The following is a 20427-nucleotide window of genomic DNA, read 5'->3' as shown; positions in this document are numbered from 1 at the left end:
GAGCCAGCGGCCGCGACGGCTACTCAGAGCCCTGCGGCAGCACGGATGCCCTCGCCGAGCGCGTCGAGGCGACCAGCGGCCACGATGCGGGCCGCGTCCACGCCCCCTCCCTCCTCCACCGGTACGACGACCTCCAGGTAGCACTTCACCTTCGGCTCGGTGCCGCTCGGCCGGACGATCACCCGGGCGCCGTCGGCAAGGTGGTAGCGAAGCCCGTCGGTGGGCGGCAGCTCGCCGGAGCCGCGGCTGAGGTCGTCGACACGAAGCACCTCGAGGCCACCGATCTCGATCGGTGGCTGCTCGCGCAGCCGGGTCATCGCCGAGGTGATCAGGCTGAGGTCGGAGACCCGCGCCGAGACCTGGTCGGTGGCGTGCAGGCCGTGCCTGCGAGCGATGTCGTCGAGCAGGTCGACCAGGGTCCGGCCTGCGGCCTTGGCCTGTGCGGCCACGTGACAGAGCAGGACCGCAGCGGAGACGCCGTCCTTGTCCTTCACGTGATCGGGGTCGACGCAGTAGCCCAGAGCCTCCTCGTAGCCGAAGGCCAGGCCCGGGATCCGACCGATCCACTTGAAGCCGGTGAGGGTCTCCTGGTGCGGCTGGCCGGCTGCCGCTGCGAGCTTGCCGAGCAGTGAGGAGGAGACGATCGACTGGGCGTAGACGCCTTGCTTGCCGCTGCTCAGGAGGTGGTCGCCGAGGAGAGCGCCGACCTCGTCGCCACGGAGCATCCGCCAGCCGTGCTGGCTCGGGACGGCGGCTGCACACCGGTCGGCGTCCGGGTCGTTGGCGACGACGAGATCGGCGTCGACCTGCGCGGCGAGTGCCATCGCGAGGTCCATCGCACCCGGTTCCTCGGGGTTGGGGAACGCGACGGTGGGGAACTCCGGGTCGGGCTGCTCCTGGTCGCTGACCACGTGGACGTCGGTGAACCCTGCTCCGCGCAGTGCCGCGATGGTGGTGTCGTTCCCGACCCCGTGCATCGGCGTGTAGACCACCCGTAGCTCGCGTGCTCCCGCGGGTACGACGGCACTGGCCGTGGCGACGTACCGCTCCAGCACCGCCTCCGCGACCGGGGTGCCGGCGTCGCCCCGGGGGATCTCGGCCAGGGGGCCGACCGCCGCGATCCGCGCGGAGATCTGCTCGTCGACGGGTGAGACGATCTGGCTGCCATCGCCCAGGTAGACCTTGTAGCCGTTGTCGCGCGGCGGATTGTGGCTGGCGGTCACCATCACGCCCGCGACCGCGCCGAGCTCGCGGATGGCGAAGGCGAGCACCGGTGTCGGCAGTGGCCGGGGCATGACGTGGGCAGACAGCCCGGCACCGCTCATCACCTCGGCGGTGTCGCGGGCGAAGACGTCGGAGTTGTGCCGGGCGTCGTAGCCGATGACGACCGGGGAGCCGGGGGCGGCGCCGCTGCCCAGCAGGTGGGCCGCGAGTCCGGCCGCCGCTCGGGTGACCACGACGCGGTTCATCCGGTTGGGGCCTGCCCCCAGGAGACCACGCAGGCCGGCGGTGCCGAACGCGAGTGGTGCGCGGAAGGCGTCGGCGAGCTCGGCGAGGTCGCCGCCCTCCTCCACCGTGGCCAGTAGCTGCTCCAGCTCCGAACGGGTCTGCGGATCCGGGTCCTCGACGAGCCAGGCGCGAGCTGCGGCGAGGAGATCGGCGTTGTCAGCACTCGAGGTCATGGCCGAACGCTACCGCTGCTCACGTCGCAGCGGAGCGAGGTCAGAACCGGCGGGAACGGGGTGCGTAGACGGCTGCGGCCTTCTTCAGCGCCGCCTCGCGTGCTGCCTTGGTGTTGGCGGCGGCGAGCAGGAAGTACTGCTCCCAGCGCTCTCGGCTGAAGGTGGTGCGCGGCCCCGAGTGCCAGGTCCGGTCGAAGAGCCGCTTCGCCGCGGCGAGTTGGTCGGGGGAGCGGGAGGTCAGCTCGAGGGCGAGCGCTCGGGCGGCCGCGACCGGCTCCTCAGAGACCTCGCCGACCAGACCGAGCGCGTGGGCTTCGCTGCCCGAGACGATGCGCGCCGTCATCGTCAGTCGCTTCGCGGTCTCGATGCCCACCAGCTCGGAGAGTGCCTGCACCCCCGACATGTCGGGGATGAGGCCCCACTTCGCCTCGAGGACGGACCACTGTGCGTCCGGTGCGGTGATCCGGAAGTCCGCCGCCAGTGCGAGCTGGAGGCCGCCGCCGTAGCAGTGGCCGTGCACCGCGGCGATGACCGGCACCGGCACCCGGCGCCATGCCCAGCAGGCCTCCTGGAAGGTGTTGGTGCCCCGCCACGGCCGCGGCACCAGGTCGAGAGCGAGCCGCTGCGGCTGCTTCATGACCGTGCCGAAGTCCAGGCCGGCGGAGAAGGAGGGCCCCTCGCCGGAGAGCACGACGGCACGCACCGAGGTGTCGCGGCGCAGCTCACGGGCCGTCTCGATCAGCTGGTCGAGGGTGTCCAGGGTGAGGGCGTTGAGCTTCTCCGGCCTGGACAGCCGGACGTGGGCGATCTGGTTCTCCACTGAGTTACTCACCAGTAGGTTCATGGTGTCAGGCTAGCCGGATGGATGCAGCCCGGCGCTTCGTGTTCCGCCATGAGTGGCGCGTGCCACAGTCCTCCCGGCCGGTTGCGGAGGTGCTGCTGGATCTCGGCGGCTACCCGACGTGGTGGCCGCAGGTGCGTGCCGTCGTACGCCTGGGGGAGGACGACGCATGGGTGCGTTGCCGCTCGCTGCTTCCCTACACGCTCGACCTGCTGCTCCACGCGGAGTCGCGGCAGCCGCCGTTGCTGGAGACGAGTCTCGGTGGTGACCTCACCGGCTGGGTGCGCTGGCGCCTTGCCCCGGAGCATGGCGGCACGCGGCTGCACTTCGAGCAGGAGGTGGACCTCTCCTCGGCCTGGCTGGCGCGGTTGGCGCGGCCCCTGGAGCCCCTGCTGCGCTGGAACCACCACGTGATGATGGAGGGCTGCCGCCGGGGGCTGGCGGCGCGGCTCAACATGACATGAAGGGTGCGGCCCCCGGGATCACCCGGGGGCCGCACCCTTCGTGGACGGGCCTGGATCAGCCCATGCGCTTCGCGCTGACTGCCACGTTCTGCGTGTAGTGGAAGCCGCCGCCTGGAGTGCTCACCCTGCCGGTGCAGCTGATCAGCGTCAGGCCGTGGGCGCCCTTCGTGCGGAAGAGCCGCTTCGGGAGCTTGCCGTCTCGGGAGAACTTCGCCACCGCGGTGATCCGGTAGCGAACGGTCTTGCCGCCGCTCTTGACGGTCACGATCTGGCCCTTCTTGACCTTGCTGAGCCGCGAGAAGGCACCCGGACGGTCGTGCCGGTCCGACACGTGACCGGCGATCACCGTGGTGCCGATCAGGTCACCCACAGCAGCCGACTTGTTGAGCCGGCCCAGGGTCGCGACGTTGCTCGGGATCCGCATCACGTCCTTCGGTGCGGTCACGGTCGAAACCGAGGCGTTCACGCCGATGCTTGAGATGGTGACCGTGGTCGGCAAGGTCCGCGCCGCGGTGCCCCGCGAGCTGTAGCCGGAGTCGACCCGGGGCGGCTTGTAGCCGGGCTTGCGCACCAGCGACGTCTCCGACTTCAGTCCGCAGGCGTGCGAGGCCGCGTGGTTGTGGCTGTCGGAGGTCGTACGCGCCACCCAGGTATAGAACCCGGTCTTGCGGATGCGGACTTTCGGCGTGCGAATCACGCCGTTGCGTGGCCTGAAGCTGACCGTCTTGACTGCCTTGGCCGGCGCACAGGCAATCGCCGCACGGCTCGGGAACGGGCCGTAGAGCGTGGCCTTTCCGGTGGCGCCGTGACCGGCGACGAAGCCGCTGATCTTGACCGTGTCGCGGAGGCGCACGCCAGGCGCCGCGACCTTGTGTGAGGTCTGCGTGGTCAGTTTCGGGCGCGTCTTGGGAGTGACCGGGACGGTCGGCTCGTCCTCAACGGTCACCGTCTGTGCTGCGTCGTTGAGGTCCTTGTGCTCGGCCACCGCGTTCCCTGCGGTGGTGGAGCCCTCGAACAGTTCCTCGAACGCCACCAACACCTCACCGGCGTGACCCGCCGGGACCGTGAAGACCACATCCACCGTGCCACTTGCGGCCGTCGGCGTGAACGTCGCCGACCCGGTGATGCCGGTCGACGAACCATCCGCCTTGTTCCTCAGCTCGCCAGCGAGGGTGTACTCCCGACCCGGCACCAGGTTCGCGTAGGCAACGGTGTCCACCAACGTGCCACCACTCCACGCCAAGACGTGGTCCTGATCGGCGCCATCCACCAGCGTCGTCCCGATCGACGGTGCCGTGGAGCTCCACGCGACGGTGGCGTCACCGGTGGTCTCAGCGGTCGACGGAGCAATCAGGATCATCGACTGTGCGTGACTTCCTTCGGTCGGGATGCCGCCATTCGTGGTGGGCACCGAGAGCACCAGGCCAGAGCCGCTGGAGCCCTGTGCGGCGATGGTGAGGGTCGCGGAGCCGGCGGCCGTCGACCCACGCTGGTCGATGTAGATCTCCTGGCCGTCCACCACGGCGCTCGCGTCGATGGGGTCGCCGGTTGCGTCGACCAGGGTCACGGCCGGGTCGCCGGTGATGCTCGCGGTGGCCTGATTGGTGCTTACCACGAACGGCCCGACCAGTGAGTCAGCGGTCTGCGCTGTTGCAGGTGCCGTCAGCGAGGCGGTCACCGCGAAGTCGGCCGGCGTCAGCCCGGCACTCGCGTTCGCGCCGTTGACCAAGTACCAGTAAGCAGCCTCCGAGTCAGGGCTCTCCCAGGCCCACGGTGCGTCGAAGGTCAGGTCGGTGTAACGCCAGATGGCGTACTGGACGGCCTCCAAGGCGTCGTCGCGCGAGATCGCCGGCGCCCCTGCCGCCGCACCGAAGTCAGCGAGGCTCATTGCGGGGTAGCTGTGCGCCAGCACCCACAGCACCTTGCTCTGCACCGCAGCGCTGGTGAAGTGGTTGCTGCCCACGTAGGTCGACATGTCCCCGACGACCCCGGCGGTGTTCGTCCGGCGCGACACATCGTGCTCGATGCAGAACGCCCAGAAGTCGGGCTCGCCCGGGGCCGCGGGATCGGCCGGCTGCGTCTCGTAGACAGGCACGGCGCCGGTGCCCCCGTAGCCCACCTTGGCGCCGAGCCAGACCGAGTCGCCGGCCTCGACGTCCGCGTGAGCAACGGTGACCAGCGAGGACAGCAGCAACGCCGCCACGGTCGAGATGGCGAGGGCCAGCCACCGCCCGCCCGCGTGCGATGTCTCTGGCTGTGCCAGGTGGCCGGAACGTGATGGGGCATCGTTCTGGCGGCGCCACCCGGGGCCGCTGCCTGCGATTCGTAACCTACTCATGGAGTTTCCTTCCCGTGCGTGGACGACGGCCGGGATCCGGTTATCCCTGCCTTGGTCTGACGACCACGGCCGTCGGCGGTGACGGCGGCAGGATGAAAATCGGGCGAATTGTCCCCCGGAAGGGGGTCAAGGATCGGCTCAGGTCGCTGCGACGAGGTCGCCGACGCAGCCCTCGAAGCGTGCGAGGGGAGCGTCGATCACCTGGCTACTGATCTCCGCGCGACAGGCGTGCCGCGTTACCGAGTGCCGGGCGATGGAACTCCGGCCCGGCGAAGGGGCCGCCCACCACCGATGCCTCGAAGACGTCCTGATCGGTGACGGGCAGGGAGTGCGCCCAGGCCTCGGCATCGTCCTGGGGCTGATAGCCGAGCGCCTCGCCGGCCGTCAGGTCCCACCAGGCGCGGGTGTTGGCGGAGATGCCGTAGAGCACGGCGAAGCCCGGAGCGGGCGCGGTGAGGGCGGCCTCGAACATCCGGACGCAGTCGCCGGGGGAGAGCCAGGTCGCAAGGTGCCGTCGGGCGGTGGGCTCGGGCAGGAAGGAGCCGATCCGGCAGGCCACGGCGTCGATGCCGTGGCGGTCGGCGAAGAGCGAGAGCAGTGCCTCTGCGGCCACCTTCGCGACGCCGTAGTACGTGTCGGGGCGGGGTCGGGAGTCGACCCCGAGGGAGTCGCAGGCCGGTGTGCGCCCGACGGCGTGGTTGGAGGACGCGTAGGCGATGCGGCCGATCCCCTGGGTGACCATCGCGTCGAGCAGGGCGGCGGTGGTCAGGGTGTGCGAGTGCAACGCGTCAGGCAGGTCGGACTCGCTCGGGTTCCCGGCCAGGTGCACGACTGCGTCGAGTGGCTGGGACGCCACGGCGTCGAGCACGGCGTCCGGGTCCGCGCAGTCGGCGACGTGCCAGGCGCCGTCGTGGCCGCCGGGCGCCGGCACCCGGTCCAGGCCGATCGCGGTGTGACCGAGGGCGGTAAGACCGGGCAGGAGCACTTGGCCGATGCTGCCGGCGGCGCCGGTGACGAGGATCTGCATAGGCAGAGCCTGTCACCGGGCCGGTGGTCGGTCAGGCGGCGCGCTGGTAGGCAGCCAGATTCTCGCCGAGCTCCACGAAGAACGCCTGGTTGCAGTTGAACGCGGCCTTCACCTCGGTGACGATCTCGCTCTTCTGCTCCTCGGAGACGGGCAGCGCGTCGAGGGCGGCGCGGTAGTCGTCCTTGTAGACCTTGGGCTTCTCGATCTGGGCGAAACGGTAGAAGGCGAGGCCCTCCCCGTCGGCGTCGAGGCCGTAGGTGCGGGCCAGGATCCGCCCGATGGCGAGGCCACCGGAGAGGTCGCCGAGGTAGCGGGTGTAGTGGTGCGCGGCATACCGGGCGGGGGCGCTGCGGGTCGCCTCGACCCGCTCGGCGTACGCCGAGGCAGCAGGGGAGACGTGATCGGCGTCGACGCCCGCGCGAGCCGACCAGTAAGAGATGTCGGCGTCCAGGGCCGCGCCGCGCTCGAGATCCTGGTCATAGAGGCCGTTGAGCTCGGGCGCCTCGGCGAGCTCGCGACCGACGGACTCCAGTGCGCGGTAGATGGTGCGCAGGCCCAGGAGGTAGTGGAGGTAGCCGAGCTCGTTGATCTTGCCGCCGAGCAGGTCGGAGGTGAAGCCGGCGTTCTCTGCCTCCGTGTGCTCTGCCATGGAGCCCTCACGCATGGCGACGGAGAGCGGCGTCGTGGTCGGGCTGGTCTCGAGCGCGGTCATGGTGGAGGCTCCTCGGCGGAATCGGGCGGGGCGTCATCCCCGCGTTCTGACTTATTGTCAGAATCAAATCGACACTCTGTCAAGTCGTTGTCGACACTTTGTCAAAGGTGGTGCCGGGAGTAGGGGCAAACGACGCCTCGGGCAGTGTTAGGCTAGCCTCAGTTAAGGATGTCGTCGAGGCTCGGTCGGCATCATCGGCCGAATGGTGGGTCGCCCGTGGGGGGAGACCCGAGGAGAAGTGGTTCGTGCGCGCTCTCGTCGCCGCCCTGGTGCTCGCTCTGGGGCTCACTGCCTGTGGAATCGAGGCAAAGGACTCGTCCTCGGGGAAGAAGTCTCCTCAGGGAACCGCGGCACCGGCGCTGGCCGACGTCACCCCGCTCGCCGATCCACGCGACTGGAAGGGCGCGGTCACCGCCGTCGCCGACCATGCCGAGGTGCGTCCCATCGGTACGCCGCAGCCCCAGCTTCCGGTCACTCTGACCGACGTGCAGGGCACCAAGGTGACGGTCACCGACACATCCCGGGTGCTGGCGCTCGACGTCTACGGCACGCTGTCGCGCACCGTCTACGAGCTGGGCCTGGGCGACTCGCTCGTCGGTCGAGACGTCTCCACGCAGTTCGCCGAGGCCGACAAGCTGCCGCTGGTCACCTCCGGCGGTCACGACCTGAACGCCGAGTCGATCCTCGACCTCGACCCGACCCTGATCATCACCGACACGTCGCTGGGCCCGTGGGACGTCGTGCTGCAGATGCGCGAGGCCGGCATCCCGGTCGTCGTCGTCGACGGCACGCGCAACATCGAGAACGTCTCGGAGCTGATCGGCCAGGTGGCCGAGGCGCTCGGCGTACCTGAGGCGGGCAAGCAGCTGGGCGAGCGGACCGAGGGCGAGGTGCGCGCTGTCCTCGAGCAGATCCGCGGCGTGGCGCCGAAGGACGACGCCGACCGGCTGCGCGCGGTCTTCCTCTACGTGCGGGGGCAGGCGAACGTCTACCACATGTTCGGCGAGGGCTCCGGCGCCGATACCTTGATCGACGCCCTCGGCCTCTATGACGTCGCCGAGGAGATCGACTGGAAGGGCACTCGCGCGGTCACGGCCGAGGCGATCATCGCCGCACAGCCCGACCTGGTGCTGCTCATGTCGGGTGGCCTGGAGTCGACTGGCGGCATCGACGGCCTCCTCGACAAGGTGCCTGCGCTGGCCAGCACCCCGGCCGGCGAGAACAAGCGCTTCGTCGACATGGAGGACTCCCAGATCCTCGGCTACGGCCCGCTGACCGCCCAGGTCCTCAACGCTCTGGCCGTCGCCGTCTACGCACCCGAGTCGGTCTCGTGAGCGCGGCGACCGCGGACCCCACGACGAAGCCCGAGCGGGCGGGTCGTGCGGTGCGTGGTGGCCTCTCCCGCGTCGGGCTCTTCGCGCTCCTCGGCGTGCTGCTGGTCGTCGTCGTCCTGCTGGCTGCCGGGCAAGGCGCCGTGCACGTGCCTCCCTCAGAGGTGCTCGGCTCGGTGCTGCATCGGCTCGGCATCGACGTAGGCCCGATGCCGTCGCACCCGCGCGGCGAGGACGCGCTGTGGCAGGTGCGGTTCCCGCGGGTCGTGCTCGCGCTGCTCGCGGGTGCCGCGCTGGCGACCGCCGGAGCCGTGATGCAGGGCATCTTCGGCAACCCGCTCGCCGAGCCCGGCGTCGTCGGGGTCTCCTCCGGGGCCGCGGTCGCGGCGGCGACCGTGATCGCCTTCAACCTCTCCTTCGCCGGCAACTGGACCATCGCCCTCGCGGCGTTCGTCGGCGGCCTGATCACCACGCTGCTGGTCTATGCGATGTCACGGGAGGGTGGCCGCACCGAGGTGGTCACCCTGGTGCTCACCGGCATCGCGCTCAACGCGATGACCAGCGCCGGCCTCTCCTTTCTGCTCTTCATGGCCAACACCCAGGCACGTGAGGAGATCGTCTTCTGGACGCTCGGCAGCATGAACGGCGCGCGCTGGCCGCAGGTCGCCGTCGTCCTGCCGCTGGCGGTCGTCGGCGTTGCCGCGGCGGTGCTCATGGCACGCCAGCTCGACCTGCTCGCCCTCGGCGACCGGGCCGCCCGACACGTGGGTGTCGACGTCGAGCGGCTGCGGCTGCGAGCGATCGTCGTGGTGGCCGTGCTGACCGCCGCCGCGGTCGCCTTCTGCGGGATCATCGCCTTCGTCGGTCTGGTCGTGCCGCACCTGATCCGCCTCGTGGTCGGCCCTGGCCACCGGGTGCTGGTGCCCGCCAGCGCGCTGCTGGGAGCGGTGCTGCTGGTGGCGGCGGACCTGTGGGCGCGCACCGCGATCGTGAACGCCGATCTGCCGATCGGCATGCTGACCTCGCTGGTCGGCGGTCCGTTCTTCTTCTGGCTGATCCGGCGGGCCCGGCGGACCGCAGGGGGCTGGGCATGAGCACGAGAAGCCCCCGCGGAGACACGGCGAGGGACGCCGTGCTCTCGGGGCATGGGATCAGCCTGAGCCTGAACGGCACCACCATCTTGAACGACGTCGACATCGAGGTGCGGGCTGGCGAGGTGCTCTCCCTGGTCGGTCCCAACGGCGCTGGCAAGTCGACACTGCTGGCGGTGCTCGCCGGCGACCACGCACCCGAGCGCGGCGAGGTCCGGCTGTACGACCAGCCGCTCTCCGCACACTCCGCACGGGCACTCGCGCGCGAGCGCGGCATGCTGCTGCAGAAGCAGAACCTCGCCTTCGGCTTCCGGGTGCACGAGGTGGTGGAGATGGGCCGGGCGCCATGGCACCGCACCGACCGCGCGGCGTACGACGAGACCGTCGTCGAAGCCAGCATGAAGCGTGCCGACGTCACGCACCTGCGGGATCGGCACTTCCCGACGCTCTCGGGCGGTGAGCAGGCGCGCACCGCGTTCGCGCGACTGCTTGCCCAGGAGACCTCGATCCTCATGCTCGACGAGCCGACCGCGGCACTCGACATCCACCACCAGGAGCAGGTGCTGGAGGTCGCGCGCGAGGCGGCCGACTCCGGCTCGGCCGTGGTCGTGGTGCTGCACGACCTCTCGCTCGCGGCAGCGCACTCCGATCGCGTCTGTGTGCTTGCGCAGGGCCAGGTCCGGGCGACGGGGACGCCGCGCGAGGTGCTGACACCCGAGTTGCTGAGCGACGTCTATCGACACCCGGTCCAGGTCTTGGAGCACGAGGGCCACCTGGTGGTCGTGCCGCAGCGCCGGCGTCGGAAGGAGGAGCTGTGAGCAGGCGATCCATGGCGGGCCTGGCAGCGCTGTTGCTGCTGCCTGTGCTCTGGGTGGCGCAGGCCGGACCGGCAACGGCCGCCGGGCGGGTCAGTGTGACCAGCTCCGCGGGCACCGCCACCATCGACGGCCGCTACTCCACGACGCTGACCGTCTCCGGGTCGGGCTTCCAGTCCATCAAGGGTGGCCACGGCGGTGTCTACGTCTGGTTCGGCACCGTGACCGGCACCTGGCGCCCGAGCCAGGGCGGCGTCTCCGGGAGCAACTACCTCTACGTGCCCGACAGCGAGACGGCCGACAACCAGGGCTTCCAGCGCTACGTCGCCTTCCCCGGCTCCGATACCGCCTCCTCTGCTGCTGCGGTCATGTCGACGAGCGGGGCGTGGTCGGTGAAGCTGACCGTTCCGGGGCCGACCTTCAAGGCCGTCGGCCGCAACGGCACCGTGACCACCGTCGACTGTCGCACGGTGCAGTGCGGCGTGATCACGGTAGGTGCGCACGGTGTGAAGAACGCCAACAACGAGACCTTCACGCCGGTCAAGGTCGCCGACCTGCAGCAGGCGGCGCCCTCGACCGCGAACGAGCCGGAGACGCCCAGCACCGACGAGCCCAGCGCGTCCGGCTCGCAGGAGACGACTCCCGCCGTACCGACGGGCAAGCCGAAGCTCGAGGTCGACCGGACCTCTGCCGTGGCGGGACGGGTGCTCTCCTTCACCGGCACCGGCCTGCCGCCGGGCAAGCAGCTCTCCGTGGTGTTCGACGACGGCGTCGCCGCGGCAGGCCCGTTCCAGGTGAGCACCGCAGGCGAGCTCGTCGGGGTGATCCCGCTGCCGGCCGACGTCGCGGCAGGCACCCACACGCTGCGGATCTACGGCCTCGAGGACGCACCGACGGTCAACTTCGCCGTACGTGCCGCCGAGACTCCCGCGTCCTCGACGCAGCAGTCCGCGGACGACAGCGGCCAGGACGGCGTCGACACGTGGGGCAAGGTGTTCGCCGGCTTCGGCGCCGCCCTGCTGCTGGTGGCCATCGCCCGGCTGCTGCTGATGGTCTGGAGGTCGCGTCGTGCGTCGTGATCTCGTGACCTCGGTGCGGGCCGTCTGCGCCACCGTCCTGCTGGTTGCCGCAGTGCTGCTCGGCGTGGGCGCGGCCCTCACCGGCCCCGCCTCGGCCCAGCCCGCGGAGACCGCCGCCGACGACACCTCGCAGTCACCGACCGGCGGTGCCACGGCCGGGTCGTCGACGGAGGAGCCGGCCGAGGGGCCCAGCGACGGACCCTCGGAGGAGCCGACCGGGCAGCCCACCGGGACCGACGAGCCCACCGAGACCACGGAGCCGACCGAGACCGCCGAGCCGACCGACGAGCCCAGCGAGAGCACCGGGCCGGAGGATCCGGACGGGGTCATCGAGGTCGACGATGCGACCTTCCGCTGGGGGATCAACAACCAGAGCAACGCGCGCTCGCACAACCCGGCGGCGATCAACTTCCTCTCCGCAGGCGTCGCGAATCCGGGACGTGGCGGCGTCCAGCTGTTGGAGAAGCACTGGAACGCCCGCACCGGCAACGTCACGGTGCAGAAGTGGCTCGGCGAGAAGCGGGGCTGGCAGCGGGCCACCTGGAAGGGGTTGGGCACCAACGCCTCCGGTACCCGGATCAACAGCACCGGCGTCTTCAGCAACCACACCGTGCTGTTGTCGCGAGGGAGCGGCAGTGTCGACCCCGACCGCGGCGACGCCACGCTCACGTGGAAGGGCACCTTCACGGTCGTCTACTACGGCGGTAACAGCATCTTCACGGTCACCGATCCGAAGCTGGTCGTCGAGTCCGGGGCGGGCCGCATCACGGCCGTCCTGGGCGGCTTCGCGGCGTCGCGGGAGAACACGACCGAGTGGGAGCCGGTGCCGAGCCGCCGAGTCACCATCGCCGAGCTCGGCAAGGTGAAGGTGAGCAAGGGAGGCTTCGTCACCACGCCCGACTACCTGGGCCGCAAGGCCGACGGGTCGGTTCCGCAGGTCGGCGGAAAGTACGGGGGATCGTTCCCGCAGCCGATGATCGACTTCCTCAAGCCGTTGGCGATCGACCAGTTCTGGTACTCGACCGGTCTCTCCACCGACGACACCAAGCTGCCGCTTCCGATCACGGTGGGCTACCAGGACCAGGAGCCGGTTGCCCCGACTCCGGACCCGGAGCCTACCGACGAGCCGACCGTGCACAACCCGACCAGTCAGCCGCCCCCGCAGCAGCCGGCGGCGCCGCCTGCCCCCGTCGTCCCGGCGCCACCCGGCATCGTGCCGACGGTGCCCGCCGACGTACCCCTGGAGGCATTGCCGCACGCGGTGCAGCTCACCGCCTCCGCAGCAGAGCCTGCCGCTGCGACTGCGGCCACCTCCACCCGTGACCTCACTTGGTGGTGGGTCGGTGCCCTCTGCACCGCGGCCGCCCTGCTGCTCCTCGTTCCTTCCCGTTCCCCACGACCGGCACCTGCGACCGCGCGGTCCAGGGCCTGAACTTCGCACCACCCAACCCGAGAAAGGCACCATCTGATGCTGTTGCTCACCCGAAATCGCCTGCGCACCGTCGCAACGGCGTTGACCGCGGGCGCGCTCGCGGCCACCACCCTGGCCTTCGCCAGCGCTCCCGCGCAGGCGGACGACGCCCAGGCCCCCGGCACGCTCTCGTGGGGCGTGAGTGACCAGTTCCGCGACCACTTCTCGCCGAAGCCCTACGCGCCGGCCAGCGGGATCACCGCCAGCGGTGGCGCGACCTACACGAACGGGGACGCCGCTGCGACCTTCGCCGGCGTCTCCTCGGTGACCGCCGCGGGCACGACCGTCCACACCTACGAGGGGACCCTCCAGGGCGCCTTCGTGGTGGGCGGCGCGGAGCAGTACGCCGTGACGATCGCCGACCCGGTGGTCACCGTCGACGCCGACGGCGACGGCTCCATCAGCGCCGTGGTCTCTGCCCGCAACATCGCCTCGCAGCAGGGTGAGGCCGCCGAGACCACCCCGGCCCGCGCGATCGTCGCGGAGTTCGCCGACGCCACCGTCACCGACGGTGTGCTCTCGGGGACGCCGAACTGGGAGGGCGTGCTGGCTGCGAACAGCCAGCAGGCGACCGACCTGGGCATCGCCGCGGACAAGCCGGTCGACGGGAAGTCGTTCCACCCCGCCTTCCTGACGCAGCTGACCTCGGGCACGCGCGCCCACTTCTACGCCTCGGGTGCGTCCTCGGACACGAAGAAGGCTCCGTCGGCCTTCTCCGCGACTGCGACCCCGCCGGCGGCCGTGACCGCCAGCGCCACCGTCAACGGTGACTACGTCGACATCGCCATCGCCGGTACCGGGTTCGACCCCGCCTCGCGTCCGGGTGCCATGGGCGTCTACGCCGCGATCGGGCCGAAGCAGGACATCTTCGCGATCGACGCCGAGGGCGAGGAGGACGGCGCTGCCGCCTTCCTGACCTCCGACTGGGTGATGCCCGCACAGTTCACCGATGGCGCCTGGAGCAAGACCCTCACGGTCGAGAAGGCGAAGCTGGTCAAGGGCGTGCAGTACGCCGTCTACACCTGGACCGCGCACGGCAACCCGGTGGCTGGCGACTCGCAGTACACCGAGACGCTGGTCTCCGTCCCGGGCCTGGCCAAGAACGTCGGCAAGGTGAAGTCCAAGGTCAAGAAGGCGCCGACCACGAAGAAGGCCGGCAAGCTCGAGGTGACCCTCAAGGGCCACGAGCTGGTGACCGCCACCGGCAAGGTGAAGGTGACCCTCAAGAAGGGCAAGGCCACCAAGAAGGCCAACGGCACCCTGAACAAGAAGGGGATCGTCAAGATCAAGCTGCCGAAGCTCGCCAAGGGCAAGTGGAAGCTGACCGTGAAGTACGCGGGCGACGCCAACTACAAGTCGGCGTCCAAGACCGGCAAGGTCAAGGTCAAGAAGTAGCCGAAGCGCCTAGCGCCGTATCCCGAAGCCACTCCCTGGCTCCGGGGTACGGCGCTCGTGCATTTCAGTGGACGCCGAGCGCGCGCAGGACGAACGCCTCGATCGTCGCCGGGGCTAGGTGCCGAGGGCTCAGGCAGGCGTGGATGAGCGACATGGTGGCGGCTACGTCGTCGACGATGAAGTCGCCGGAGTCGATGCCTGCGTCGAGGAGCTCGCGCAGCACCCGCTCCACCTCGAGCACGTGCTCGCGGATGGCGAGCCGGGACTCCTGGGAGAGCAGGCCGTAGAACTGCATGCCCAGCCCCATGTGGAACTGCTCTCCGGCCGCCAGGTGGTAGTCGACATAGATCCGGATCCGCTCGACGGGGGAGTCGGCGGTGGCCAGCACCTCCTCGAGCCGGGAGAGGTACTGCTCGGTCTCGTGCGAGGCGAAGGCGACGACGACGGCTTCTTTGTCGGGGAAGTGGTGGTAGATCGCGGTTCGTCCCATGCCGGCCTTCGCGGCGAGCTGCGCCATGGTGATGGCGTCGAAGCTGCGCTCCTCCAAGAGCGCGGTGAGTGCCTCGAAGACGGACTGGCGAATCTGCTCGCGGTGCTCATCGAGCGAGCCTCCGGTGATCCTGGGCAATGCTTCAGATCTTTCCGACGATCTGGCTGAGCAGACCGCCCATCCGGCTCGCGGCGGCACGCCCGGCCTCGAGGACCTCTTCGTGCTTGAGCGGCTGACCGCTGAGGCCCGCGGCGAGGTTGGTGACCAGACTGATGCCGAGGATCTCCATGCCCGCCTCGCGCGCGGCAATCGCCTCCAAGGTGGTGCTCATGCCGGCCAGGTCACCGCCGATCGCGCGGACCATCCGGATCTCCGCCGGGGTCTCGTAGTGGGGGCCGGGGAACTGGACGTAGACACCTTCGTCGAGGCTGGGATCGATCTCCTTGCAGAGCTGACGCAGGCGCGGGCTGTAGAGGTCGGTGAGGTCGACGAAGTTCGCGCCGACGATCGGTGACGTCGCGGTGAGGTTGATGTGGTCGCTGATCAGCACGGGCTGACCTGGGCGCCAGCCCTCCCGAAGACCGCCACACCCGTTGGTCAGCACGATCGCCGAGCAACCGGCGGCGGCCGCGGTCCGGACCGGGTGCACGACGGCAGCGACGCCCTTGCCCTCGTAGAAGTGGGTGCGGCTGAGGAAGACGAGGAGGTTCTTGTCGCCTGCCTTGATACTCCGAATCTTGCCGGAGTGCCCGGCGACCGCAGCCGCTGAGAAGCCGGGCAGGTCCGTTGTCGCGATCTCAGCGGTCGCCTCGCCCAGGGCGTCCACTGCCGGCAGCCAGCCGGAGCCGAGGACGAGGGCAATGTCGTGGCGCTCGACGCCGGTGAGCTCCGCCAGGCGCTCGGCGGCTTCCTGAGCCAGGGTCTGGGTGTCCGTCACGCCCTGCACTCTATGCCAGGGGCGCGCCGCTCCGCCGCTCCTTGCCAGAGGCCCGCCCCCCGTCGCAGGCAGCAGATGCGCGGTCGCATGCGGCGATACCGGCCCTGTGGGTCGGGTGGCGTGCCGGTCCACGGGCACGGGCACCAGCGCCAGCACCACAGAACGGGTGTTGGACCGCGACAGGATCCGGCATGATCAAGAGATGATCGACCACCTCGGCATCAACGTCAGCGACATGGAGAAGGCTGGCGCCTTCTACGACCGGATCCTGGGGGTGCTGGGGCACAGCCGACTCGTCGACTTCGGCGTGGCGATCGGCTATGGCACGGCGAAGCCGGAGTTCTGGCTGAGCACCTTCGAGGGGATGGGTCCCAACCGCGAGGTGCACGTCGCGTTCACCGCGCCCGACGCGACGACTGTCCGGGCCTGGTTCGAGGAGGCTGTCGCCGCCGGTGCGGAGGTGCTCCACGAGCCGCGGTTGTGGCCCGAGTACCACGATGCCTACTTCGGGGCGTTCGTCCGGGACGCTGACGGGAACAACGTCGAGGCCTGCTGTCACACCGGCGACGTCTGATGGCGGGCCGCTCGCCTGTCCGACCTCTCGGTCACTACGGCTAGAGCCCGGTCGACCTGCAGGGCCGGTGCCGGAGGCCGCGCACATAGTCCTCGGGCGCGTCGGCGGCCTCCGCAGCGTCGGCCAGCACGCCGAGGTAGGAGGCCGAGGGCAGTCCACCCTCATAGGCGTCCAGGACGAACGCCCAGGCGACCACGTCGCCTGTGAGCGTCTTCACGCGTACCTTGGTGCGCAGATAGAGGCCTGGCTCGGCAGACTCCCAGGACTCGAGGCGGGCGGCGTCCTCGTCGGTGACGTCGTACACGGCGACGAAGACCTGCTCGAACGCGTCCTGCACGATCGTCGCCAGAGCCCCGTCCCAGCCGTGCTCCTCGCCGCCGAAAGTGAGCCGCCAGCCCTCCAACCACCCCGTCGCGCGCAGCGGCGAGTGCGGGCAGCGTTCACCCATCCGGGCCGGGTCCAGGTTGGTCCCGTAGGCGGCGTAGAGCGTCACGAGAAGCAGGATAGTCTGGCCGTCGTGACCCACTTCAACGTCCTTGTCCTTGGCGCCGGTCCGGGTGGATACGTCGCCGCAATCCGCGCCGCGCAGCTCGGCCAGAGTGTCGCCGTCGTCGAGGAGAAGTACTGGGGAGGTGTCTGTCTCAACGTCGGCTGCATCCCCTCCAAGGCGCTTCTCAAGAACGCGGAGCTCGCCCACACGTTGACCCACGAGAAGGCGAAGTTCGGCATCGAGGGCGACGCCACGATGTCCTTCGGCCCGACGCATAAGCGCTCCCGCCAGGTGTCGGCCGGCATCGTCAAGGGCGTCCACTTCCTGATGAAGAAGAACAAGATCACCGAGATCGACGGGTGGGGCACGCTCACCGGCGCGCGGGACGGCAAGCAGGGCATCGACGTCAAGGGCGCCGATGGCCAGGTCGCCTCCTACACCTGCGACAACCTGATCATCGCGGCCGGCGCCCAGGTGCGCCTGGTGCCCGGCGTCTCCATCAGCGAGAACGTCGTCACCTACGAGGAGCAGATCCTCGACGAGAACCTGCCCTCCTCGATGATCATCGGCGGCTCCGGCGCCATCGGCGTCGAGTTCGCCTACGTGCTCAAGAACTTCGGTGTCGACGTCACCATCGTGGAGTTCGCCGACCGGATGGTGCCCACCGAGGACGCCGACGTGTCGAAGGAGCTCGCCAAGCACTACAAGAAGCTCGGCGTCAACGTGCTGACCTCCACCGCGGTCAAGGGTGTCGAGGACACCGGGGCCGGCGTGAAGGTCACGATCGCCCCCGCCGCCGGTGGCGACCAGCAGGTGCTCGAGGCCGACAAGTTCCTTGCGGCGTTCGGCTTCGCCCCGCGTACCGAGGGGTACGGGCTGGAGAACGCAGGTGTCCAGCTCACCGAGCGCGGCGCCATCGCGGTCGACGGCCGCGGGCGCACCAACGTCGAGGGCATCTACGCCATCGGCGACGTCACCGGCAAGATGATGCTCGCCCACGTCGCCGAAGCGATGGGCATCGTCGCTGCGGAGACGATCGCCGGCGCGGAGACCATCGAGATCGACTTCGACATGATCCCGCGAGCGACCTACTGCCAGCCGCAGATCGGCTCCTTCGGCTACTCCGAGGCACAGGCGAAGGAGAAGGGGTACGACGTCAAGACGGCCACCTTCCCGTTCAGCGCCAACGGCAAGGCCCAGGGCCTCGGCGAGGCGGTCGGCTTCGTGAAGGTCGTCGCCGACGCCGAGCACAACGAGATCCTCGGCGCCCACATGATCGGTCCGGACGTCACCGAGCAGCTGCCGGTGCTCACGCTCGCGCAGAAGTGGGACCTCACCGCCGACGAGGTCGCGCGCAACGTCTTCGCGCACCCGACCTTGTCGGAGGCGGTCAAGGAGGCCGTGCACGGCATCTCCGGCCACATGATCAACTTCTGATCCGTCCGATCCACCGGGGGCAGCCGTGAGTGATCCCACGAAGGTCGTCATCGTCGGGGGCGGTCCCGGCGGCTACGAGGCCGCCCTGGTGGCCGCGCAGCTCGGCGCCGATGTGACCGTCGTCGACAGTGACGGGATCGGCGGCTCTGCCGTGCTCACCGACTGTGTGCCGAGCAAGACCCTCATCGCCACTGCCGAGGTCATGACCGAGGTGACCGGCGCGGGGGCGCTCGGCGTCTCGCTGGTCGACGGCGAAGGCGACGACGCCGCGGGCGTGCGGGTCGATCTAGCGGCGGTCAACGCCCGGGTGCTGGCGCTCGCCGCCGAGCAGTCGGCCGACATCGCCCGCCGTCTCGAGCGCGACGGGGTCCGGGTGATCCGGGGCCGTGGCCGCTTGGCAGGCCCCCACGCGGTCACGGTGACAGCCCCCGACGGCGCGACGCAGGCGGTGGCCGCCGACGCGGTTCTGCTCGCTACCGGCGCCGCGCCGCGCGTGGTGGAGTCGGCACGCCCCGACGGGGAGCGGATCCTCACCTGGGAGCAGGTCTACGGCCTCACCGAGGTGCCTGACCACTTGATCGTCGTCGGCTCCGGTGTGACCGGCGCGGAGTTCGCGTCGGCGTACCTGGCGCTCGGCATTCCCGTCACTCTCGTCTCCTCCCGCGACCGGGTACTGCCGGGCGAGGACGCCGACGCCTCGAAGGTGCTGGAGGACGTCGCCGTCCGCCGGGGGATGGAGGTGCTGGGCGAGTCCCGGATGGAGTCGGTGACCCGCGAGGGCGATCTCGTGACGGTGACCCTCACCGATGGCCGGACCGTCACCGGCTCCCACTGCATCCTGGCCCTCGGCTCCGTGCCCAACACCGCCGACCTCGGGCTCGAGGAGGCCGGGGTGGCGGTGGACGCGGGCGGCTTCATCGTGGTCGACCGGGTCTCCCGCACGTCGGTGCGCAACGTCTACGCAGCCGGTGACTGCACCGGTGTGTTGATGCTCGCCTCCGTGGCCGGCATGCAGGGCCGGATCGCCATGTGGCACTTCCTCGGCGACGCCGTGCAGCCGCTGGACCTCAAGAAGGTCTCCTCCAACGTCTTCACCGCGCCCGAGATCGCCACGGTCGGCTGGTCGCAGCAGGCCGTCGATGCCGGCGAGATCGTGGCGGAGCGCGTGCTGCTGCCGCTCTCCGGCAACGCGCGCGCCAAGATGCAGGGCGTTACCGACGGCTTCGTGAAGCTCTTCGCCCGGCCCGAGACCGGCATCGTCGTCGGGGGAGTGGTGGTGGGGCCCCGGGCCTCCGAGCTGATCCATCCGATCAGCCTCGCGGTCGCCGAGTCGCTCACCGTCGACCAGCTCGCCGGTGCCTTCACCGTCTATCCGTCCAACAGCGGCTCGGTGGCCGAGGCCGCGCGCCGGTTGCACCGTCTCTGACTGCACCTCCGAAGGAAGAACGCCCCTATGACTGAGCCGGCCTTCAACACCCTGGTGAACCTCCGCGATGTGGGCGGCCTGCCCGTGCGCGGTGGTGGCTTCACCACCCCCGACGTGCTCTACCGCGGAGATGCGTTCTGGCCCGGCGACGTACCCCCGACCCAGGTCACGGTATGGCCGCCCGCGGTGGTGATCGACCTGCGCTCGGACGCCGAGGTCGAGCGGGTGGTTCGGGACTGGGAGCCGCCGTCGGTGCTGCGGCACCACCCGATCCACGAGGCGGCCGTCCCTACCGACCTGCGCGCGCAGGGCCAGCTGGTCGACCTGTACCGCTTCCTCCTCAAGGAGGCGCCGCATCGCCTTGCCGCAGTGGCGGACATCGTCGGCGAGGACCTGGACGGTCCCGCGCTCGTGCACTGCTCCGCCGGCAAGGACCGCACCGGGATCGTGGTCGCGAGCCTGCTCCTGGCCGCCGACGTCGAGCCTGACGCGGTCATCGAGGACTACGTGCGGACGGCGGAGAACATGGAAGCGCTGATCGAGCGCTGGTCGCGGGCCGCCCAGGCTGCCGGGCGCACCCCCAACTCCGACGCCTTCAACAACACCTGGCTGCTGAGCCCGCGCGAGGCGATCACCGAGGTGGTCGAGGTCTTCGAGAGCCACCAAGGGGGCGCTCGAGGCTGGCTGATCGCCAACGGTGCCTCGCAAGCGCGCGTCGAGCACTGGCGCGAGCGCATCCTCAGCTAGCGGGGCTGCCTCCGCTGCCCGGAATTGTCGGGGAAGGCGGAAACCTCCGGATGGACGTCACCCGGCCGATCGTGCTTGCA

Annotated in this window: 19 protein-coding genes; 11 read left to right on the top strand and 8 right to left on the bottom strand. The window is 70.2% G+C overall.

Annotated features, from left to right (window positions below; genetic code table 11):
- Window positions 1-23 precede the first annotated feature (23 nt).
- Together DNK54_RS07650 and DNK54_RS07645 are read right to left on the bottom strand one after the other, a co-directional pair.
- Window positions 24-1682: a phospho-sugar mutase gene (locus DNK54_RS07650; RefSeq protein ID WP_110206338.1), complete on the bottom strand. Its 1659-nt coding sequence runs from the start codon at window positions 1680-1682 to the stop codon at window positions 24-26.
- A gap of 40 nt (window positions 1683-1722) precedes the next feature.
- Window positions 1723-2526: a crotonase/enoyl-CoA hydratase family protein gene (locus tag DNK54_RS07645; protein WP_110206337.1), complete on the bottom strand. Its 804-nt coding sequence runs from the start codon at window positions 2524-2526 to the stop codon at window positions 1723-1725.
- A gap of 17 nt (window positions 2527-2543) precedes the next feature.
- On the opposite strand from DNK54_RS07645, the gene DNK54_RS07640 reads away from it, so the two are divergent.
- The gene (locus tag DNK54_RS07640; protein WP_239459974.1) at window positions 2544-2987 is read left to right on the top strand and encodes an SRPBCC family protein; all 444 of its coding nucleotides are present in this window, start codon (window positions 2544-2546) and stop codon (window positions 2985-2987) included.
- Window positions 2988-3042: 55 nt separating this feature from the next.
- Here the strand turns inward: DNK54_RS07640 and DNK54_RS07635 are convergent, their stop codons facing one another.
- The 3 genes from DNK54_RS07635 to DNK54_RS07625 all read right to left on the bottom strand — a co-directional run bounded on the left by DNK54_RS07635 (window position 3043) and on the right by DNK54_RS07625 (window position 7064).
- Window positions 3043-5325, bottom strand: a complete 2283-nt coding sequence (locus tag DNK54_RS07635) for a VaFE repeat-containing surface-anchored protein (RefSeq protein WP_162602342.1) — start codon at window positions 5323-5325, stop codon at window positions 3043-3045.
- Between the two features lie 205 nt (window positions 5326-5530).
- On the bottom strand, window positions 5531-6352 hold the full coding sequence (locus DNK54_RS07630; RefSeq protein ID WP_110206335.1) for an NAD-dependent epimerase/dehydratase family protein: 822 nt from the start codon (window positions 6350-6352) through the stop codon (window positions 5531-5533).
- Window positions 6353-6383: 31 nt separating this feature from the next.
- Window positions 6384-7064, bottom strand: coding sequence for a biliverdin-producing heme oxygenase (locus DNK54_RS07625; RefSeq protein WP_110206334.1), 681 nt, complete (start codon window positions 7062-7064; stop codon window positions 6384-6386).
- 245 nt (window positions 7065-7309) lie between these two features.
- Here DNK54_RS07625 and DNK54_RS07620 point away from each other — a divergent pair, with 245 nt between their 5' ends.
- From DNK54_RS07620 to DNK54_RS07595, 6 genes are read left to right on the top strand one after another with little or no spacing between them, the layout of a single operon-like run.
- On the top strand, window positions 7310-8398 hold the full coding sequence (locus tag DNK54_RS07620) for a heme/hemin ABC transporter substrate-binding protein (protein WP_110206333.1): 1089 nt from the start codon (window positions 7310-7312) through the stop codon (window positions 8396-8398).
- Between the two features lie 50 nt (window positions 8399-8448).
- Window positions 8449-9489, top strand: coding sequence for a FecCD family ABC transporter permease (locus tag DNK54_RS07615; protein WP_239459995.1), 1041 nt, complete (start codon window positions 8449-8451; stop codon window positions 9487-9489).
- Entirely contained in the window at window positions 9486-10304 is an 819-nt protein-coding gene (locus DNK54_RS07610) for a heme ABC transporter ATP-binding protein (protein ID WP_110206332.1), read from the top strand. The genes DNK54_RS07615 and DNK54_RS07610 overlap by 4 nt, the downstream gene beginning before the upstream one ends.
- The gene (locus DNK54_RS07605) at window positions 10301-11380 is read left to right on the top strand and encodes a hypothetical protein (RefSeq protein WP_162602341.1); all 1080 of its coding nucleotides are present in this window, start codon (window positions 10301-10303) and stop codon (window positions 11378-11380) included. Before DNK54_RS07610 ends, DNK54_RS07605 begins: the two co-directional genes overlap by 4 nt.
- Entirely contained in the window at window positions 11370-12812 is a 1443-nt protein-coding gene (locus tag DNK54_RS07600; protein ID WP_110206330.1) for a hypothetical protein, read from the top strand. The genes DNK54_RS07605 and DNK54_RS07600 overlap by 11 nt, the downstream gene beginning before the upstream one ends.
- Window positions 12813-12848: 36 nt before the next feature.
- On the top strand, window positions 12849-14246 hold the full coding sequence (locus tag DNK54_RS07595; RefSeq protein ID WP_110206329.1) for an Ig-like domain repeat protein: 1398 nt from the start codon (window positions 12849-12851) through the stop codon (window positions 14244-14246).
- 64 nt (window positions 14247-14310) lie between these two features.
- Here the strand turns inward: DNK54_RS07595 and DNK54_RS07590 are convergent, their stop codons facing one another.
- Together DNK54_RS07590 and DNK54_RS07585 are read right to left on the bottom strand one after the other, a co-directional pair.
- Complete coding sequence (locus DNK54_RS07590; RefSeq protein WP_110206328.1) at window positions 14311-14874, bottom strand: TetR/AcrR family transcriptional regulator; 564 nt, start codon at window positions 14872-14874, stop codon at window positions 14311-14313.
- Window positions 14875-14878: 4 nt separating this feature from the next.
- Window positions 14879-15673, bottom strand: coding sequence for a purine-nucleoside phosphorylase (locus DNK54_RS07585; RefSeq protein ID WP_204164457.1), 795 nt, complete (start codon window positions 15671-15673; stop codon window positions 14879-14881).
- 202 nt (window positions 15674-15875) lie between these two features.
- Between DNK54_RS07585 and DNK54_RS07580 the strand changes: the two genes are divergently transcribed.
- Window positions 15876-16247 carry a VOC family protein gene (locus tag DNK54_RS07580; protein ID WP_110206326.1) on the top strand — a complete coding sequence of 124 codons (372 nt, stop codon included), beginning with the start codon at window positions 15876-15878 and terminating at the stop codon, window positions 16245-16247.
- 40 nt (window positions 16248-16287) lie between these two features.
- Here DNK54_RS07580 and DNK54_RS07575 read toward each other — a convergent pair whose 3' ends face one another.
- Window positions 16288-16740: a gamma-glutamylcyclotransferase family protein gene (locus DNK54_RS07575; RefSeq protein ID WP_110206325.1), complete on the bottom strand. Its 453-nt coding sequence runs from the start codon at window positions 16738-16740 to the stop codon at window positions 16288-16290.
- A gap of 24 nt (window positions 16741-16764) precedes the next feature.
- Here DNK54_RS07575 and lpdA point away from each other — a divergent pair, with 24 nt between their 5' ends.
- The 3 genes from lpdA to DNK54_RS07560 are packed head-to-tail and all read left to right on the top strand — an operon-like array spanning window position 16765 to window position 20347.
- Complete coding sequence (lpdA, locus tag DNK54_RS07570; RefSeq protein ID WP_110206324.1) at window positions 16765-18174, top strand: dihydrolipoyl dehydrogenase; 1410 nt, start codon at window positions 16765-16767, stop codon at window positions 18172-18174.
- Window positions 18175-18199: 25 nt separating this feature from the next.
- On the top strand, window positions 18200-19600 hold the full coding sequence (locus DNK54_RS07565) for an NAD(P)H-quinone dehydrogenase (protein WP_110206323.1): 1401 nt from the start codon (window positions 18200-18202) through the stop codon (window positions 19598-19600).
- A 27-nt stretch (window positions 19601-19627) separates the two neighbouring features.
- Window positions 19628-20347: a tyrosine-protein phosphatase gene (locus DNK54_RS07560; protein ID WP_110206322.1), complete on the top strand. Its 720-nt coding sequence runs from the start codon at window positions 19628-19630 to the stop codon at window positions 20345-20347.
- The last annotated feature ends 80 nt before the right edge of the window (window positions 20348-20427 follow it).

Source organism: Nocardioides daejeonensis, from assembly GCF_003194585.1.
GTDB lineage: Bacteria > Actinomycetota > Actinomycetes > Propionibacteriales > Nocardioidaceae > Nocardioides > Nocardioides daejeonensis.
This window is presented reverse-complemented; position numbering and strand designations above follow the sequence as displayed.

Excerpts from the sequence above, each read along its gene's own strand:
- DNK54_RS07650 (WP_110206338.1), bottom strand. The coding sequence starts at position 1,682 with ATGACCTCGAGTGCTGACAACGCCGATCTCCTCGCCGCAGCTCGCGCC.
- DNK54_RS07645 (WP_110206337.1), bottom strand. The coding sequence starts at position 2,526 with ATGAACCTACTGGTGAGTAACTCAGTGGAGAACCAGATCGCCCACGTC.
- DNK54_RS07640 (WP_239459974.1), top strand. The coding sequence starts at position 2,544 with ATGGATGCAGCCCGGCGCTTCGTGTTCCGCCATGAGTGGCGCGTGCCA.
- DNK54_RS07635 (WP_162602342.1), bottom strand. The coding sequence starts at position 5,325 with ATGAGTAGGTTACGAATCGCAGGCAGCGGCCCCGGGTGGCGCCGCCAG.
- DNK54_RS07630 (WP_110206335.1), bottom strand. The coding sequence starts at position 6,352 with ATGCAGATCCTCGTCACCGGCGCCGCCGGCAGCATCGGCCAAGTGCTC.
- DNK54_RS07625 (WP_110206334.1), bottom strand. The coding sequence starts at position 7,064 with ATGACCGCGCTCGAGACCAGCCCGACCACGACGCCGCTCTCCGTCGCC.
- DNK54_RS07610 (WP_110206332.1), top strand. The coding sequence starts at position 9,486 with ATGAGCACGAGAAGCCCCCGCGGAGACACGGCGAGGGACGCCGTGCTC.
- DNK54_RS07595 (WP_110206329.1), top strand. The coding sequence starts at position 12,849 with ATGCTGTTGCTCACCCGAAATCGCCTGCGCACCGTCGCAACGGCGTTG.
- DNK54_RS07580 (WP_110206326.1), top strand. The coding sequence starts at position 15,876 with ATGATCGACCACCTCGGCATCAACGTCAGCGACATGGAGAAGGCTGGC.
- DNK54_RS07560 (WP_110206322.1), top strand. The coding sequence starts at position 19,628 with ATGACTGAGCCGGCCTTCAACACCCTGGTGAACCTCCGCGATGTGGGC.